This is a genomic window from Anoxybacteroides voinovskiense, assembly GCF_014196205.1.
GTDB classification, from domain to species: domain Bacteria; phylum Bacillota; class Bacilli; order Bacillales; family Anoxybacillaceae; genus Anoxybacteroides; species Anoxybacteroides voinovskiense.
Genome location: NZ_JACIDE010000040.1, coordinates 1 through 14,224, shown reverse-complemented (window position 1 = coordinate 14,224; position 14,224 = coordinate 1). Strand labels below are relative to the sequence as shown.

The window sequence follows — 14,224 nt, the reverse complement described above, 5'->3', positions numbered from 1 at the left end:
GAAAACGCTTACAAACACTGGGTTATTTAAACCAAATATATCCAGAGAATCGAAATATCAAAAAAAATCTCCCACAAACTCTTGACTCAATCTCCCAATTCATGAAACCGTGACAAACATCGTCTGTTTTGCTACACTGAAAGAAACAGCTGCTTATAATTGACAAGGAGGGAAAAGAAATGAATTCGGTTGTTTATCCATCGCGAAGTCCTGTGGCAAAGCTGGCTATTGCCTTTTTCGCTGCATTAGTAGTAGCGACAGGCGGGCTATATGTGGGGCAATCCATTTCCGTTGCTTGGTATTTGCCGCTTTCTATACTTGAAATCGTTTTGTTGCTTGTGATGATTTTTGCTCGCCGCCAAAAAGCAGTAGGCTACTCGCTAATGTTTGCGTTTATGTTCGTTTCCGGCGCAACGTTAGCTCCCGTCATCGATCACTACATTTCCATTATTGGGGCTGACGCTGTCTTTAAAGCGTTTGCTTTAGCCGTCATTTCGTTTTCTGGCGTCGCCCTTTACGCGGCAAAAACGAAAGAAGATTTTTCCTTCCTCGGCGGCTTTCTTATGCTTGGGGCGTTCGCACTGATCGGCTTATTAATCATTCAATGGTTTATTCCGTTTTCAAGCGTCGGGCAAATGGGAATTGCCGCGTTAGGCATTTTAATTTTCCTTGGCTTTACGATTTACGACATTAACCGCCTCGTTCGCTACGGGTTTAGCGACGCGGACATTCCAATGATTGTCGTCAACATCTACCTCGACTTCATTAACTTATTCGTCTACATTTTGCGCTTTTTCGCCAGCGACGAAGACTAACCGCCTGCTTTTCGCAGGCGGTTTTTCTATGTGGGCAACGGCTAACAGCTGAAAACAAACTATAGATTCCCTTTTTCTGCTAATCTCGAAAACTCTAGGGCGTAATACCGTATAAAAAACGAAAAACGTGTCTATAACTATAGAAAAAACGCCAAGGAGGAAAAGGGTATGACGGCCGCATGGGAAGCGTTAAAAAAGGGGACGAACCTATCAGATGATGAAACATTGCCTACATCGCTTCGACACGAAATGGAGCAAGTGTTAAAAGGAGAGAAGCAAACAGAAACGATTTATCAATTAAAAATCGAGCTATGTGATATTCATCCGCCAATTTGGCGACGTGTACTCGTACCAAGCACGATTTCGTTCCATCAGCTTCACCTCGTCATCCAACAAGCAATGGGGTGGTTGAACGATCATTTATACGAATTCGAAACAAAAGATGCCATCGTTGATATCCCGCATCCCGACGATGCGTTTATTCCATTTCAAAAAAGAAAGCTTGATGCACAGCGAACGCTAGCGAAAGAACATTTGCACAAAGAAAAGCAAAAAATCATCTATACGTATGACTTCGGGGACGACTGGAAACATACGATTACGCTTGAAAAAATCGAAAAAACAGCGGAACCGCTAACCCATCCTATTTGTCTAAAAGGAAAACGAGCATGCCCGCCAGAAGATATCGGAGGCAGTTGGGGCTATCAAGAAACGCTCGCGATGCTTCAAGATGACACACGAAAAGAAGAAAGCGAAGAATTTTTCGATTGGTACGGCGGGACGTTTGATCCGGAATATTTCGATCTTGAAGAAGCAAATAAACGGCTTTCCATTGTAGTTTTTGTTTGAAAGGAACTGATCCAAAAGGTCGCTTTTCTCTAGGGGAGATACAGTATATACGTGCGCATATACGGTTATAACAAAGGGTGCCCCGTTTACTTTTGGGACACCCCCTTTTTCGTCATAAAAGCACTTAATTCATGTATAGAGCTGCGTCTTCTGGAAAAACACTAGCAATCCGACCAATGGCGTACGCTCCACTCTCATGTCGTCTGAACGAGCATTCGATAAACATTCCTTTTTTCATTCGTGCGCGTAGCGGCGGCGGAGTCGTTATCGTATACAGATCGTTTGTCTCCACTGCGCGCAACGTCGCCGTATGTGAAGAAATAGAAACAACTTGAAACATTTTCACCTCATCTGTTAGGCGCCATATCGCGTGCCATCCGATATTCTGTCTTTCCCAATACGGATGATACATGTCTAGCAAGCGAATCGCTTCATATATTCGCTCCTCAACTTGTTTGACGATGTGCCACACGTATTGTGCATGGCTTGTCCCGTATTTTTGATCGAGCCATTTGGTAAACGCTTTGCATGTCGCGAGAAACCGTTTTGCTTGATTGACGCTAATGTCGCGATACGTTTTCAAATAAAAGTAGACGATACACTCATGCCAATCACCCTCACATACGTCTTCCCATGACGAATAATGCTTCGTTTTAAAATAATCGGCAAGTACCGTAACCCCTATTTTATATTTTTGCTTCGTTTCCGCCGACTTTCCGGTTGTTTTTTCTTCATAAAACGCACGCAAATCGTTTCCGAAAAAACGAACCGTCCAATCAAACGGCGTGAATAGCTGAGCATTGCCTTCCTGCTCCCCTAATGGAGTTAATGTATACAGACGGCTTTCGCGCTCTTCTCCTAACCACACAAATGGGGAAGGAGGAAGCTTTAGCTTACGCCGAATCGAATTATAATCTGGGGTAATTGGCTTCGTCTTGGAAGAAAAAGCAGTAAAACTTGCATACTCCCGCTCGCGTAGCCATTGCTCCACACGCTCCTTCTTGCCCATCTCAAGCCATTCCATCGGTGTTTTTCCGTCGAGCACCGGGCAGTGTAACTGTTCATAGGCAAGCTTCATTTCTTGTGCAATTGCCCCCATCGAAGAAGGCACAGGCTGTTCGACATGAACCGCATATGTCGCAAGCTCAACATGTCCCGGCACATCGATTTCCTTTACCGTTTCTTTTATCAACGGAATATTCATTTCTTTCATCAACTGTTGAAATTCTGCCGTTTTTTCCAATTGCATCGATTGAAACAACAGCTCATTCTTTTTCATGTCCATATATCCAAACACTTCACGAATATAAACAGGCCCGTCTAGCGCATTATCTTCGTACTTAACTTCCGGCCCAACAAAGCTGAGCTCAATGCCTTCATCTGTCTCCTCATCAATGATAATCATATTTCTTTTAAGCAACGAGTGAATAAAGCGTTGCGCATCCTGCACATGATAATGCAACATCACTTTCTTTTTCTTCACCATTTTTCCGGAAGGTGGCTCCCCGATTAACTCATCAAGAATAGAGAAAAAATAGTCAAACGCAACTTGCTCGTATAGTTTTTTTGTTTCCACTAATAGCTGCCGCATTCGTTCATACGCTCTCTCTACCCCTTTAGGGCCTTCGATAAATGCCAACCCGTGGACATAATACCTTTCGTCCAACCTTTCAATCAAGCTAAACATCCCGCCCCATGGAATCGCCTCATGTAGCGTTTCACAAAACGGCATAAACAACCGCTCGCCTGTGAACCGGTCTTCGACAATGACCCCATCGTCCGTTTTATCGACAATTTGTACAAGCCGTGGCACAAGCGTAAGCCATGTTTCGATTAGCTCACGTTCCTCTTTCTTTAATTTTTCTTTATACGTTTCATAAAACCATTCCAATCCAGTTAGTCCATTTTGATAACGATAAAACTTCACTTCCCAAACAGGAAAGAAATATTCTAGCCGCTCTTTGTTTTTTACCGATTGCAACTCGCGATCGAGTGCTTGTTTCACCGCATGTTGCTCCGAAAAAGACAACTGTTCTCGCAAAAACTCTCGGATTCTCATAATCAAATCTGTTTTGACCTGAAAAAATCGCTCTTCTCGTATGCGGGCAATCTCTGTCACACTATCTTTTCGCATACAACACTTTTTATACTTCTTCCCACTTCCGCACGGACATAAATCATTGCGACCAATAAGCATAGCACAACCCCTTTTTCCTCTATTATCTCTCCTTTTATGTTATCACAAACCCCCCTGTCATAGAAAAAACAGAGAGGTTTTTACTCTCTGTTTCTACAAATCTCGACATATATCGGGGCGTGACAGTGCACCGGACTCAATCAGCATCGTGCACATTCTTGCCAAACGAGCCGTATCATTTGTATAATAGAAGCAGATATTTCATAAAATAAAAAAGACTGAGCGCTGCGAACGCTCAGCCGAAGCAACTACATGCCGCAAGAAGAGCGGCTGACCCAATTGAATCAGAGATTACCGAAAAGGAGTAACCGTCTTAATCCATTGGTCGTGGGGGGAGCGGTTACTTCTTTTTGTTTATATAGACGACCATCGTGATGATCAATGTTAGCATCCCTATCAGTACTAGACTGAATTGAGCAACTAAGCTTAATGCTTCGTATGTCGTCATTTTCCCACCTCCCTCCATTGGGGAAGTGGCCAACCGCCCACCCTGCTTATGTAGCTGCTACTACTGCGATTGTAACATGTCCGTATACTTTTTTCTACAAATCTAGGCAATATGTTTCAGACGCAACCGCTGTACCGAGCCTATAAGAAGATTCCATCATTTTTTGTAGACAAAATCTCATTCTTGACAAACTCCACATATTTTCTCTTTTGTTCTTCTTTCGTACCTAAGAAACATTGCAATAGCGCGTCGATATTCATAACATAAATGGGAGCGTGTATGTTTGCGGTTGCTTATATAAATAAAAACTACTCCAGCGATAATGTTCGGGAAGATGAGCAATACGGGCTTCGACAGGATTGAGGTGAATGTAGCGGCTTACTTGCAACATGCCTTTTTCATGGCGGTGACGGTGACAGGCACGCATAAAATGAAATTCATAGTCCTCTAGTGTTTTCCATTGGCCCAATCCCGCCTTTTTGATGAGCCTTTCGATCTTTGTATTTCTCCTTGATTCCACTTCCGCCTCCAAACATTTCAATAACTATTCCTCGGGAGTATCGGCCGAAATCTGCTCATAGACTTGACCGATTTTCCTTTACCAATTTCCCGGTCTATCATGACGGATATCCAATCGTTTGAAGTGCTTATCCCATGTGACTACATCCTCAGGCGGATTCGCTTTAGCGTGTGCTGCTATATAGGCATCAATGAAGTCGACATTTTTTTCAGCGTAATCACGAAGCGCTTGTTGAACGACCGATTTTTCTTCCGTTTCCACTCCGATACTATTGGTGAATTTGAGCAAGGCATCCGAAATATCTTTAGGGTCTGCTTCATAAAAAGATGCTAATACCCAACAGCATTCAGCTATAACAAGGGGAGTTAGGCGCAAAATCAATTCCCCAGCCTCTACTTTTTGAAGCATTTCTCCCACTTCTTCTGCTAATGCTTTTGGGTCGCCCGTTATGATCCGAGTGATCACATTCGTATCTATCCAAAGTTTCCGTGCCAATTAATCTTCCTCCCTGTCCTTTAACTCCTTCTCCGCCATGTTCCGATATACTTCTTTCCGGATTTCATCAACTGGTTGAAAGGGCTTATTTGTTTTTAGAATGCCGAGTAATTCCGATATACGTTGCTTCTTTACGACTTCCACCTTAATTTCACCATCCTTATTTAAAATGAATGTTAAATCATCACCCTCTGTGAGACCTAAGGTCTTCCGTATTTCAATCGGAATTACGATTTGTCCACGACTAGATAACCTGCTTGTTGCCTTTACCACAACATTTGGTTGGTGGTCTGCAAACCCCATAGCGCCCATAAATCCATCTCCTTTCTATTTTTCCGCTTCCAAACATACTTATTTTTTTGTTTTTCTTATTATATATTTTATTCTTACATCGTTATCCTGTCAAATTATTATAAAATTTCTTATTACGACCCAAACATCTTATTTCAATTCCAGCTCTGAAAACCGAATAAATGAAGAAATCATATCCTGAAATTTGTAAAAAATATAGGCGTTACGAATGTGGTATTAGGTCAGTTGAGGAAATACTTTCATCCAAACGGACTGCTGGACCATTCCTCCGGAAACGGAAAAGAAGGAATCATCGAATCGAAGACGCCCATACTTGTCCAATAGCGTTCCTTTGAGGTGCATCGCTTCGAATCGTTCGGTTGGAAGGAAAAGCAGTTTCTCTTTTTCTTCTTCCCACAACTCTTGGATGAGCCGTTTTTTCTCGTAGTGGAGGGTTTCCATCTCCTTTTCTGCTTTTTGTTTCATGACCACGTTGATCTGTTTCCACGATGTCATCACCGGATGGGGAACGAACCATTATGGAGAAGTCAGCAATGGAAGGGATGCAGCGGATATAGCTAGAAGAGAAAGCAGAGCATCTCTATAACCATGAAAAACATAGAGGGGATTCGCAATCTTTATCACACCGAAGAACCTATCTTTCGCAAATAAATCCGCGCAACGAATAACGCAATCCCCGCCCCACACGCATCAATCACTACATCCGACAAAAGCGGAACATATCTTTTGCGGTGATATTGACGGACAATTCCCCTCGTTGATACGCTCTGATCAATATATGTTTGAAACGCTCGGTTTCTGGTTGTAGCGGCTTTTTCTCCATAACAAAAGTCACCTCCAAATAAAAAAAACAAATGCATCCTCCCGCTGAAATCATTCAGAGGGAGGTTTGCATTTCGGCTATGCCACTTCCACGCGCTTGCAATAATCTCCTCAAGCGAATATTCCGCTTTCCAGCCGAGTTCTTTGTAAATTTTTTGCGATGACGCGACAAGGCGGGCCGGGTCACCCGGGCGGCGGTCGGTGTATTCGATAACCGCTTTACGTCCGGTTACTTTTTCACACGTTTCAATTACTTCTTTGACAGAATAGCCTGAACCGTTGCCAAGGTTGTAAATCGCGGTTTTCTTTTTGCCGTTTAATAAGGCTTCAAGCGCTAAAATATGCGCTTTCGCTAAGTCGGTGACATGAATATAATCACGGATGCATGTCCCATCTGGCGTGTCATAGTCCGTACCAAAGACGGAAATTTTGTCGCGCTGGCCTAACAAGTGCTGCAAGACAATCGGAATTAAATGTGTCTCTGGGTTATGGTCTTCGCCAATTTCCCCCGACTCGTGCGCCCCAGCCGCGTTAAAAGTAGCGAAGGACGACATAGTTCAACCCATACGCAGAAGCAAAGTCTGCTAAAATTTGTTCGATCATTAACTTCGAACGGCCGTATGGATTAATTGGATTGGTTGGGCAATCTTCCGTAATCAATTCGACATTCGGAATGCCATACGTCGCCGCAGTAGACGAAAAAATAAAGTTTTTCACATTATATTTCAGCATCGTTTCTAGTAACGTTAAGGTAGCGGCAACGTTGTTTTGATAATACTTCAGCGGATTCACCACCGATTCTCCGACTAAGCTGTTTGCCGCAAAATGAATGACGGCTTGAATCGGGTATTTTTCAAAAATCGGCTCAAGATCCGCTTTATTCCCTAAATCCCCTTGCACAAACACCGCGCGGTCATCGACTAAATAACGATGACCCGTCGATAAGTTGCAGCACAGCGACCTTTTTCTATGCAACATCTCTTTCATCCCGTGGCTGCCCTGCCAATGTAGCCAGCACCATCGATGATGAAAACTACTAAACTTTTAATCAATCATAGACACTCTTCATCTATTTCCACTTCGAAACAACAGATTCTAAAAATACGGTTGCACATATTGTTTTCACATCCTTCATAAAAGTACCTTTATATTTTTTTAAAGAAAAACGAATTTGTTGTCCTTCCAAATGTCTTTGTAACCCAGCTGTTCTTTTCTGAGGATTTTTTTCCTCATTGTACACAACGTAATATACTTTATCTATTTTGACGATGTCATGAAATGATATAGAAGGATCATGTTCTTTTATCATTTCATATAGACCTATAAAAGGTCCCTCGATTGCCTTCAATCTGAGGCTTTGCCGTTCTTTTTTATCAATTTTGCCGTTCTTAAACTCTACAAAAAATAATTGATTATCTTGAATATGAAGAAGGTCGGGGGATTTTAATGCATCTTCCCCCTTTTTACTTGCTAAATCGTGAATAGCATGATCAAATGCTAAACAAACAAATGGAGAAGAACAAAGACTTTCGTTATTTTGATCATCCCTGCTGATGTCCTCGATGGATTGAAAAAATTCTCTGTATTTGTTTTGTAATAGGGCTTTTAACTCATCTATCTTCATCATCCTGCAATGTCTCCTCTTCTAATTGGTGAAAAGGTTCTGTCAATAGCTGAAAAACTTCCTCGAGCTGATTCGTAACATCTCGAATGACAGATGAAGACGTGCTAATTTTTTGGGCATGATAAAATTTCATATCCTCTTCAAGCCCCTTTTGGTCACTATAAACTTTAAGAGCTTCGATAAAATATGGACTATGAGAATTTACTAATATATGAACCCCTTCGCTTTTGACTAATTCCACCAAAATTCGCGCATACCCTATTTGCCAGCTAGGATGCAAGTGAACTTCAGGTTCATCAATGATAAGAAGCGTTCTCTTCGTCAACCATCCCGACTGCAACAACAATTGGAAAATTCCCAGCGCTTTCATTCCTGTGGCTGTATTCATTAATGCAAACTTTTCTTCCTGCCCGCCTGACCGTTGAAAAACAAATTCATCTTCCATCTCTTTATAATACATTTTCCCGCCCATTAAGCTCTCAAGTTGAGAATGATATAGTGAATTTTCACTTGCATCTTTCGCAATATGTTCTGACATCGAAAACATTTGCGGATTTTTCGATTTCAACTTTTCAAATAAATCTTTTAAATGATATGGAATGCTTTCTTCCCGATTTGTTCTTTGCATTAGGCGTCTAGCCATAAATCGTTGCAACAAATCGATAAAGTAAAATACAAATGGAGATTCAATATAAATAACATCCTTATAGTAGAGAGGATCTCCCAACTTAAATTCCGTCAAACGATTGTTTTTTAAAGCTAGGCGAAGAATTTCTTGATGATTTTCCGTAATCGAAACAAGCGATTCAGCGTTTTCATTGTTAAGACGTGAAATGGATTTTTGAAATTCGCTTCTCATCACCATTTCCACTGCTTCTTGCTTTATTTTTTCCTCATCGCGAGCAACATTCAAAAAGTCAATGGTTTCCGTGAGCATATCCGCTAATAGGTTCTTTCCTTCTTCATCTAAGTGCAAATGTTCTAATTTCAATAGACGCTTCTCAATTGTTGCTGTTAATTTCTCCGTCACATTTTCACCAGAATTAAGCCAATGCGATAATTCATGTTGAAATTCCACTCCAAAAAACAAACGATCTTCTTCAGATAAACGAATTAAGCGGCGAAGCTTTAAATAAAACAATTCTGCTTGATTTAATAAATAATGGGTGCGATCTTGTTCAAACATTTCCTCAAAATGATTAAGCGCATAGACAATCGAAAATAACAATTTGCCAACGGTGCTTTTTCCAGTATCATTTTCGCCCGCAATGCATACTAAGCCATTTAACTCAATTTCCGCCTTTTCCACCATACCAATATTAGTGAATGTCAGTTTCACCATCATCACTCCAATAAATATCATACATTTAACATCATCATAATATAAACTGTATAATGATTTCTATTCCTTTGAACATTGTCCACTACCCATTTTCTCCACATGACATGAAAATCAAACAAGACAGCTTTGCAAGCATACACTATACATTACACCCTTTTGCTGTTGATCATATGTTTTCGTTCGTCGTAACACAATCGCTTCCCAGATCGATTCATCTGTGATCTCTTTATATTGGATTCTGATAACAAAGTAATTTAAAAGCGGTTTATGAGCGGAATTTGTAGTCAGCAAAACTTAAAATCTGGGCGGACATTATATCGTGTGTGGAAAAATGCGGTCCGGGAAGCACACCACCGAAGAAGCGATGATCTGTCGTAGCCAGTACCACCAAGTTTGGGAAAATTTATATGTCAAAGAGATCACCACTGGAGATAGTAAGGCGTGTCAGCGCTATGTATTGTGTACAGTCCAAAAGAAGCGGAACGTCAAGACAAGAGCGAAAAAAACTGTTGGAGGCACTGAAAGCGGAATTGGGAGGGCTTCGACAGCTGCCGAATAAGGCCAACATAAAGCGACATGCGGTGTCAGAAAAATGTCTCCTGCCGAAACTTATTCAACAGGAGGTTCTGTATTTATGCCATTTTCACGCACTTTCGATGATTTGTTCCAACGAATATTCCGCTTTCCAGCCAAGTTTTTCATAAATTTTTCGCGATGAGGCAACAAGGCGCGCCGGGGCGCCCGGTCGGCGGATTCTATGACGGCTTTGCGGCAGTGACTTTTTCACATGTTTCCATCACTTCTTTGGCGGAATAAACCTAAGCTGCTGCCGCGGTTATCAATATCCATGGCAATGACCAAGCCATCCCCGCTAATGTTAAATCTCTGACAAACTCCAGAGCACGACAAGTATTATCCCATAACAGAAGATAATTCATCCAATGTTGTCTCTTGGAAAGAAGGAATCTCGCACTCAAAGGCTACTTTCAGCCACCAATGAGGTGTTGATTTTTCATTCATATACACAACATGAACAGAATGGTTCACTCCATTTTCTAACAAGGAAAAGATGGCCTTACTATAAAAAGCCGGAACATATCCAAGCTTCTTCCCCCCATGAGTATGAATAGCAACAGCATGAGAGTCATAAGTGTTTGTCGGTTCTTGTACTAATTTCAACGTTTCGTTAATGGCTAGCCATGTTGCCCAATTTTGAGGAAGATTTTGATGGCGCATGCCATGAACAAAAAAGCTGACGCGCAGCTTGCCATCGTTTTCAAGACGCAGTGGCTGCTCAAAAGAATAAGTGTCGCTGGCTAACCGCCCACGTGTTTGTTGAAGCAAGTCCATCTTAGTGGAATTCTCATCCAGACCTAAATCGGACAAAATAGCTTTAAAATCCGCACGATCTGGTGACGGCAATCGGCGTTCAAACGCCGGAAACAGCTCCTTTGATCGATAGATTTTCGTTGGGTCTGGGAAAGCTGGATGCAACATATACCCGTTATTCAATGCATCTTTCAGTTTTCCGTAACCAGAAGCATTATAGGTGTAAGTGAACTCATAATAGCCATCATAATGGGAAAGAGTTCCTATATGATAAAAAGAACGGGTTTTGGGATTTTGCCAAACCACTAAAAGTGTATGAACTTTTTTCATGTTATTGATCACCCCTTCCAATCCACTCCAATATTTTCTTTCTTCGAAAAGGCACTATATTCAATAACCAGTCTTTTTGTGCCTCGCTTAAAATACCTAGTGATTGAATAAAATCAGAATACCTTATTAAATCAAATTCAATCAACTTTTGGATACTTTGATGAAACTCATCTGTAAAGTTTTTACTAATATATGTTAACAAGTGTATTTGCTAATTGAATTTTGAGCCACTCCGATTACATCCTTGTGAGCCACTTAAAAATTGACAAATGGTAAATCTGGGGCGTCATGACATGGAGCCTCTAGAGGCATGATTTCACTCGAAAGGCGACACATCAAGGTGTTTCGATAGACAACAAGCCTATCATGCCTCTCACTCCATATCAAGACAGTGTTTTCGCTGGAAATGGAGTGGCTCACGTTTTTACGAGCGAAGTGGCTCAATTTTATGTTAGCAAAAACAACATCCTCATTTTTCGGACAAAAAAATTGGGAAAGACCTAATTCAAGTATCTCGGTCTTCCCCATTAGCGCTCTAAGCGGGATAATAATTTTACTAATAGCTCATCGCTTCTTTCGATCTGTTTCATAAGACCTGTTTTTTTGACAGATGGTGCAGGAGCATCTAATACCTCAGCTAAACGCTTTGCCTCATCATTTGATGAAAGGACAGTTGGCTTTCCAAATGAAGACGTTGCCATTTTTCATCACCTCTTCATCCATATTATACCCTTCACGCAAAGGAATATAAAGCCCCTTCATTTTACATTATTCAAGGGTTGAAACCACATAGTGACGTCAAAATCGCCAAACTACATAACATGACAACGATGGGTAACGCTTGTTAGTCATTCATCTTTGATCGTTTACGCTCATTCGGATGCGCCAACATACTAGAATATACTTTTTCTCTTAGCTTGCTAAGGATCTTTCACATGTGCAACTTTCTCTTCTTAATAAATCTAACCTGCCAAGCAAGTCGCTCAAAGCTTCCATTATCTAGGGCACGCTGTCCAGAGAATGTAGAAGAAAATAAGAGCGGTGCTTTTTCGTCCTCATTCAACTTTAGATAGTAGCAACCGTAACTTTCATCCATTTTTTCTTCTATAGGCAGCCCGTATTCCTTAAAATGATCTCGAGCAATAGAAGCAGCCTTTGCATTAGCGATAATGAGCATCACGGGCTTATAATATTGAAGAGCTTCAACCGTAATAGCAAGTTGCTCTTTGGCAAAGTTGGTTAGTGATTTGTCTTTGGCATAAATCTTATTCAAGAAATTCTTTTGATTCGTCTCCCGAAAGTAAAATAGGTCAATTGTACGAACATATTCTTGGTTCATTCCAATCAGTTCTGCAAAGTGGGATATTTTTTTACCATACTGATGATATTTTCCGATCAGGTCTTCATAATTGAATAATGTATTCAAGTCTCGATTGAGATCAAAATAATCTCCTTTAACGTAATTTATAAAATCCTCTACTTTCCGCCCCTTATCGTTAAGCTTATACTTTTGATTCAAGGACGGATTCATTCCCACCACTAGCACCTTCCGCTCTCCAAAATCCCTCAAAAATGTAGGCAGGGGACAAAATCCCACATCTTCATTCTTATACTTATCCTTGTATTCATTCCATAAACGGAAAATACGTTCATTTAGACTCTTAATGACGCCGTTCATACCTCCCCCCTTCTAATCAACATAATTGTTCGGAGCGTTACAGGCACCGTCCCCTAAATGCCGAGACGTTCCTGGACTTTTTGCGTCTGTTGAAAGGGAGATATCCCGATCGATTCATCGTGCCTGTGTTGGACAACGCGCGTATTCATCATGCCAAAATGGTACAAGAATTTCTTAACGGAGAGGACGGCGATGCATTTCACTTCATCTTCCTGCCACCTTATTCCCCTCATTTGAACCCGATGGAGCGGTTGTGTGGCTGAAAGATGAAGTCATTGCCAACGTCTTGCATAAAGACCAAGACGACATTGCTCATTCCATTACCCGCTTCGAACACTACGTCTTACAGCACCCCGATGAAGTGTTGCGTCGCATCGGGTGTGCTGCGTAAATCAGAGGTTAAGATGTCAATTTGGATGTATATATTTTGCTTTTTCTCTTCCAATCCCTCGCCAAGTAACAGGAACCCTCCCCCAAATAGCCGTTTTTGAATTTACGTTAAGTTATTCCTCGGATTCCCATCCGGATTCGTACGCTCATAGCCGCCACCTTGTTCCTCTGTCAAGTTTACATCCGTATTTCCGTCCCCGTCCCTCCAATAGCCTTCAATCCATTGCCCGTCGCTCCAATGTCCTTCTACCCAATGCGGTCGGACATGGTGTGTTCCTGTCGTTTCTTCGATACTGGCCGCCACTTCGGAATGACTAGAATAAGAATCGGCCGAATAGTCACTACCGCTCCCCTCATTACCTATGTTGCTCGAATCTTGATCGCTTTCTATCCAATCGCCATGGTCGATGCCGTCGATCACATCGAAGATCCCAATTGCCAATGTTCCTATAGCTGCCGTTTTGGCAATGTTGGCCAACCCGTTTTTGAGCTTTTCCTCATCGTCATCGAGCAACCCTTCATAGACCTCTTTTCCGTTTTGGTATGTATGTTTGGCTGTCTGGTATACTCCTTTTGCCGTGCGGGAAATCGACTCTCCAATATTCCCAAGCCCCTTTTCTATCTTCCTCTCATCGTTTTGCACAATGCCTGCCGCTGTATTCCATACACCATCTACTGCTTGTCCAAACGTATCACCGGCAAACTCTGATGCCTTTTTTACACCATCTCCCACTTCTTTTATCCACTGACTCCCTGTTATGTCACCGACAATGTTTACCGCACCACCGACTACCTCTCCTGTCGCTTTCCCTGCCAATCTACCTAGTTCTCGAAAAAGACTCAATGCGATCTCCTCCAAATTCTTGATATTGACACTTTTCTCTTTGATTATTTCGACACTTTTCCTTCTAATCCTTTTCCTTCCATAAATTTTCTATGAAAATATACTCATGATTTATGTACTGCTTAAATTTTCTGGTATGAGTAAAATGTTTGTGGGAGGAAGCTAAATCCTCTTCCATATGTTTCAAGGGGAGGATTCCTTGAACAGAAGGGGGATGAGCAAAAAAGAT

Annotated in this window: 17 protein-coding genes and 2 pseudogenes; 5 read left to right on the top strand and 14 right to left on the bottom strand. The window is 41.6% G+C overall.

Annotated features, from left to right (window positions below; genetic code table 11):
• Positions 1–179 precede the first annotated feature (179 nt).
• Both GGR02_RS16730 and GGR02_RS16725 read left to right on the top strand, forming a co-directional pair.
• A complete protein-coding gene (locus tag GGR02_RS16730) occupies positions 180–815 on the top strand; it encodes a Bax inhibitor-1/YccA family protein (RefSeq protein WP_183186079.1) in 636 nt (211 codons plus the stop codon).
• 168 nt (positions 816–983) lie between these two features.
• Positions 984–1,664 (top strand): plasmid pRiA4b ORF-3 family protein, encoded by a 681-nt coding sequence (locus tag GGR02_RS16725; RefSeq protein WP_183186078.1) that lies wholly within the window; start codon positions 984–986, stop codon positions 1,662–1,664.
• A 124-nt stretch (positions 1,665–1,788) separates the two neighbouring features.
• Here the strand turns inward: GGR02_RS16725 and GGR02_RS16720 are convergent, their stop codons facing one another.
• From GGR02_RS16720 to GGR02_RS16685, 9 genes and pseudogenes are all read right to left on the bottom strand, one after another.
• The gene (locus GGR02_RS16720; RefSeq protein ID WP_183186077.1) at positions 1,789–3,861 is read right to left on the bottom strand and encodes a YecA family protein; all 2,073 of its coding nucleotides are present in this window, start codon (positions 3,859–3,861) and stop codon (positions 1,789–1,791) included.
• Between the two features lie 340 nt (positions 3,862–4,201).
• Positions 4,202–4,309, bottom strand: coding sequence for a putative holin-like toxin (locus GGR02_RS17330; RefSeq protein WP_221210921.1), 108 nt, complete (start codon positions 4,307–4,309; stop codon positions 4,202–4,204).
• 256 nt (positions 4,310–4,565) lie between these two features.
• Positions 4,566–4,778, bottom strand: a complete 213-nt coding sequence (locus GGR02_RS17800) for a hypothetical protein (RefSeq protein ID WP_183186076.1) — start codon at positions 4,776–4,778, stop codon at positions 4,566–4,568.
• 129 nt (positions 4,779–4,907) lie between these two features.
• Positions 4,908–5,324: a PIN domain-containing protein gene (locus GGR02_RS16710; protein ID WP_183186075.1), complete on the bottom strand. Its 417-nt coding sequence runs from the start codon at positions 5,322–5,324 to the stop codon at positions 4,908–4,910.
• Positions 5,325–5,636 carry an AbrB/MazE/SpoVT family DNA-binding domain-containing protein gene (locus GGR02_RS16705; protein ID WP_183186074.1) on the bottom strand — a complete coding sequence of 104 codons (312 nt, stop codon included), beginning with the start codon at positions 5,634–5,636 and terminating at the stop codon, positions 5,325–5,327.
• Between the two features lie 216 nt (positions 5,637–5,852).
• Complete coding sequence (locus GGR02_RS16700; RefSeq protein WP_183186073.1) at positions 5,853–6,107, bottom strand: hypothetical protein; 255 nt, start codon at positions 6,105–6,107, stop codon at positions 5,853–5,855.
• Positions 6,108–6,529: 422 nt separating this feature from the next.
• Positions 6,530–7,486, bottom strand: a pseudogene (gene galE / locus GGR02_RS16695) (UDP-glucose 4-epimerase GalE); the annotation flags it as partial.
• A gap of 41 nt (positions 7,487–7,527) precedes the next feature.
• Positions 7,528–8,085, bottom strand: a complete 558-nt coding sequence (locus GGR02_RS16690) for a hypothetical protein (protein WP_183186072.1) — start codon at positions 8,083–8,085, stop codon at positions 7,528–7,530.
• The gene (locus tag GGR02_RS16685) at positions 8,069–9,445 is read right to left on the bottom strand and encodes an AAA family ATPase (protein WP_183186071.1); all 1,377 of its coding nucleotides are present in this window, start codon (positions 9,443–9,445) and stop codon (positions 8,069–8,071) included. Before GGR02_RS16685 ends, GGR02_RS16690 begins: the two co-directional genes overlap by 17 nt.
• 283 nt (positions 9,446–9,728) lie before the next feature.
• Here GGR02_RS16685 and GGR02_RS17910 point away from each other — a divergent pair.
• Positions 9,729–9,996 (top strand): annotated as a pseudogene (locus GGR02_RS17910) (IS1634 family transposase); the annotation flags it as partial.
• A 71-nt stretch (positions 9,997–10,067) separates the two neighbouring features.
• On the opposite strand, the gene GGR02_RS16680 reads toward GGR02_RS17910, so the two are convergent.
• The 4 genes from GGR02_RS16680 to GGR02_RS16665 form a co-directional block, all read right to left on the bottom strand.
• Positions 10,068–10,211, bottom strand: a complete 144-nt coding sequence (locus GGR02_RS16680; RefSeq protein ID WP_373286643.1) for a GDP-mannose 4,6-dehydratase — start codon at positions 10,209–10,211, stop codon at positions 10,068–10,070.
• 125 nt (positions 10,212–10,336) lie between these two features.
• Positions 10,337–11,083 (bottom strand): HIRAN domain-containing protein, encoded by a 747-nt coding sequence (locus GGR02_RS16675; RefSeq protein ID WP_183186070.1) that lies wholly within the window; start codon positions 11,081–11,083, stop codon positions 10,337–10,339.
• 527 nt (positions 11,084–11,610) lie between these two features.
• A complete protein-coding gene (locus tag GGR02_RS16670) occupies positions 11,611–11,784 on the bottom strand; it encodes a hypothetical protein (protein ID WP_183186069.1) in 174 nt (57 codons plus the stop codon).
• A gap of 230 nt (positions 11,785–12,014) precedes the next feature.
• On the bottom strand, positions 12,015–12,761 hold the full coding sequence (locus GGR02_RS16665) for a hypothetical protein (RefSeq protein WP_183186068.1): 747 nt from the start codon (positions 12,759–12,761) through the stop codon (positions 12,015–12,017).
• Between the two features lie 80 nt (positions 12,762–12,841).
• Here GGR02_RS16665 and GGR02_RS16660 point away from each other — a divergent pair, with 80 nt between their 5' ends.
• A complete protein-coding gene (locus tag GGR02_RS16660; RefSeq protein WP_306415788.1) occupies positions 12,842–13,024 on the top strand; it encodes a transposase in 183 nt (60 codons plus the stop codon).
• Entirely contained in the window at positions 13,015–13,152 is a 138-nt protein-coding gene (locus GGR02_RS16655) for an integrase (RefSeq protein ID WP_183186067.1), read from the top strand. Before GGR02_RS16660 ends, GGR02_RS16655 begins: the two co-directional genes overlap by 10 nt.
• Before the next feature lie 102 nt (positions 13,153–13,254).
• Here GGR02_RS16655 and GGR02_RS16650 read toward each other — a convergent pair whose 3' ends face one another.
• Positions 13,255–13,995, bottom strand: coding sequence for a hypothetical protein (locus tag GGR02_RS16650; protein WP_183186066.1), 741 nt, complete (start codon positions 13,993–13,995; stop codon positions 13,255–13,257).
• Positions 13,996–14,224 lie beyond the last annotated feature (229 nt).

Excerpts from the sequence above, each read along its gene's own strand:
- GGR02_RS16685 (WP_183186071.1), bottom strand. The coding sequence starts at position 9,445 with ATGATATTTATTGGAGTGATGATGGTGAAACTGACATTCACTAATATT.
- GGR02_RS16720 (WP_183186077.1), bottom strand. The coding sequence starts at position 3,861 with ATGCTTATTGGTCGCAATGATTTATGTCCGTGCGGAAGTGGGAAGAAG.
- GGR02_RS16670 (WP_183186069.1), bottom strand. The coding sequence starts at position 11,784 with ATGGCAACGTCTTCATTTGGAAAGCCAACTGTCCTTTCATCAAATGAT.
- GGR02_RS16690 (WP_183186072.1), bottom strand. The coding sequence starts at position 8,085 with ATGATGAAGATAGATGAGTTAAAAGCCCTATTACAAAACAAATACAGA.
- GGR02_RS16730 (WP_183186079.1), top strand. The coding sequence starts at position 180 with ATGAATTCGGTTGTTTATCCATCGCGAAGTCCTGTGGCAAAGCTGGCT.
- GGR02_RS16665 (WP_183186068.1), bottom strand. The coding sequence starts at position 12,761 with ATGAACGGCGTCATTAAGAGTCTAAATGAACGTATTTTCCGTTTATGG.
- GGR02_RS17330 (WP_221210921.1), bottom strand. The coding sequence starts at position 4,309 with ATGACGACATACGAAGCATTAAGCTTAGTTGCTCAATTCAGTCTAGTA.
- GGR02_RS16725 (WP_183186078.1), top strand. The coding sequence starts at position 984 with ATGACGGCCGCATGGGAAGCGTTAAAAAAGGGGACGAACCTATCAGAT.
- GGR02_RS16675 (WP_183186070.1), bottom strand. The coding sequence starts at position 11,083 with ATGAAAAAAGTTCATACACTTTTAGTGGTTTGGCAAAATCCCAAAACC.
- GGR02_RS16705 (WP_183186074.1), bottom strand. The coding sequence starts at position 5,636 with ATGGGCGCTATGGGGTTTGCAGACCACCAACCAAATGTTGTGGTAAAG.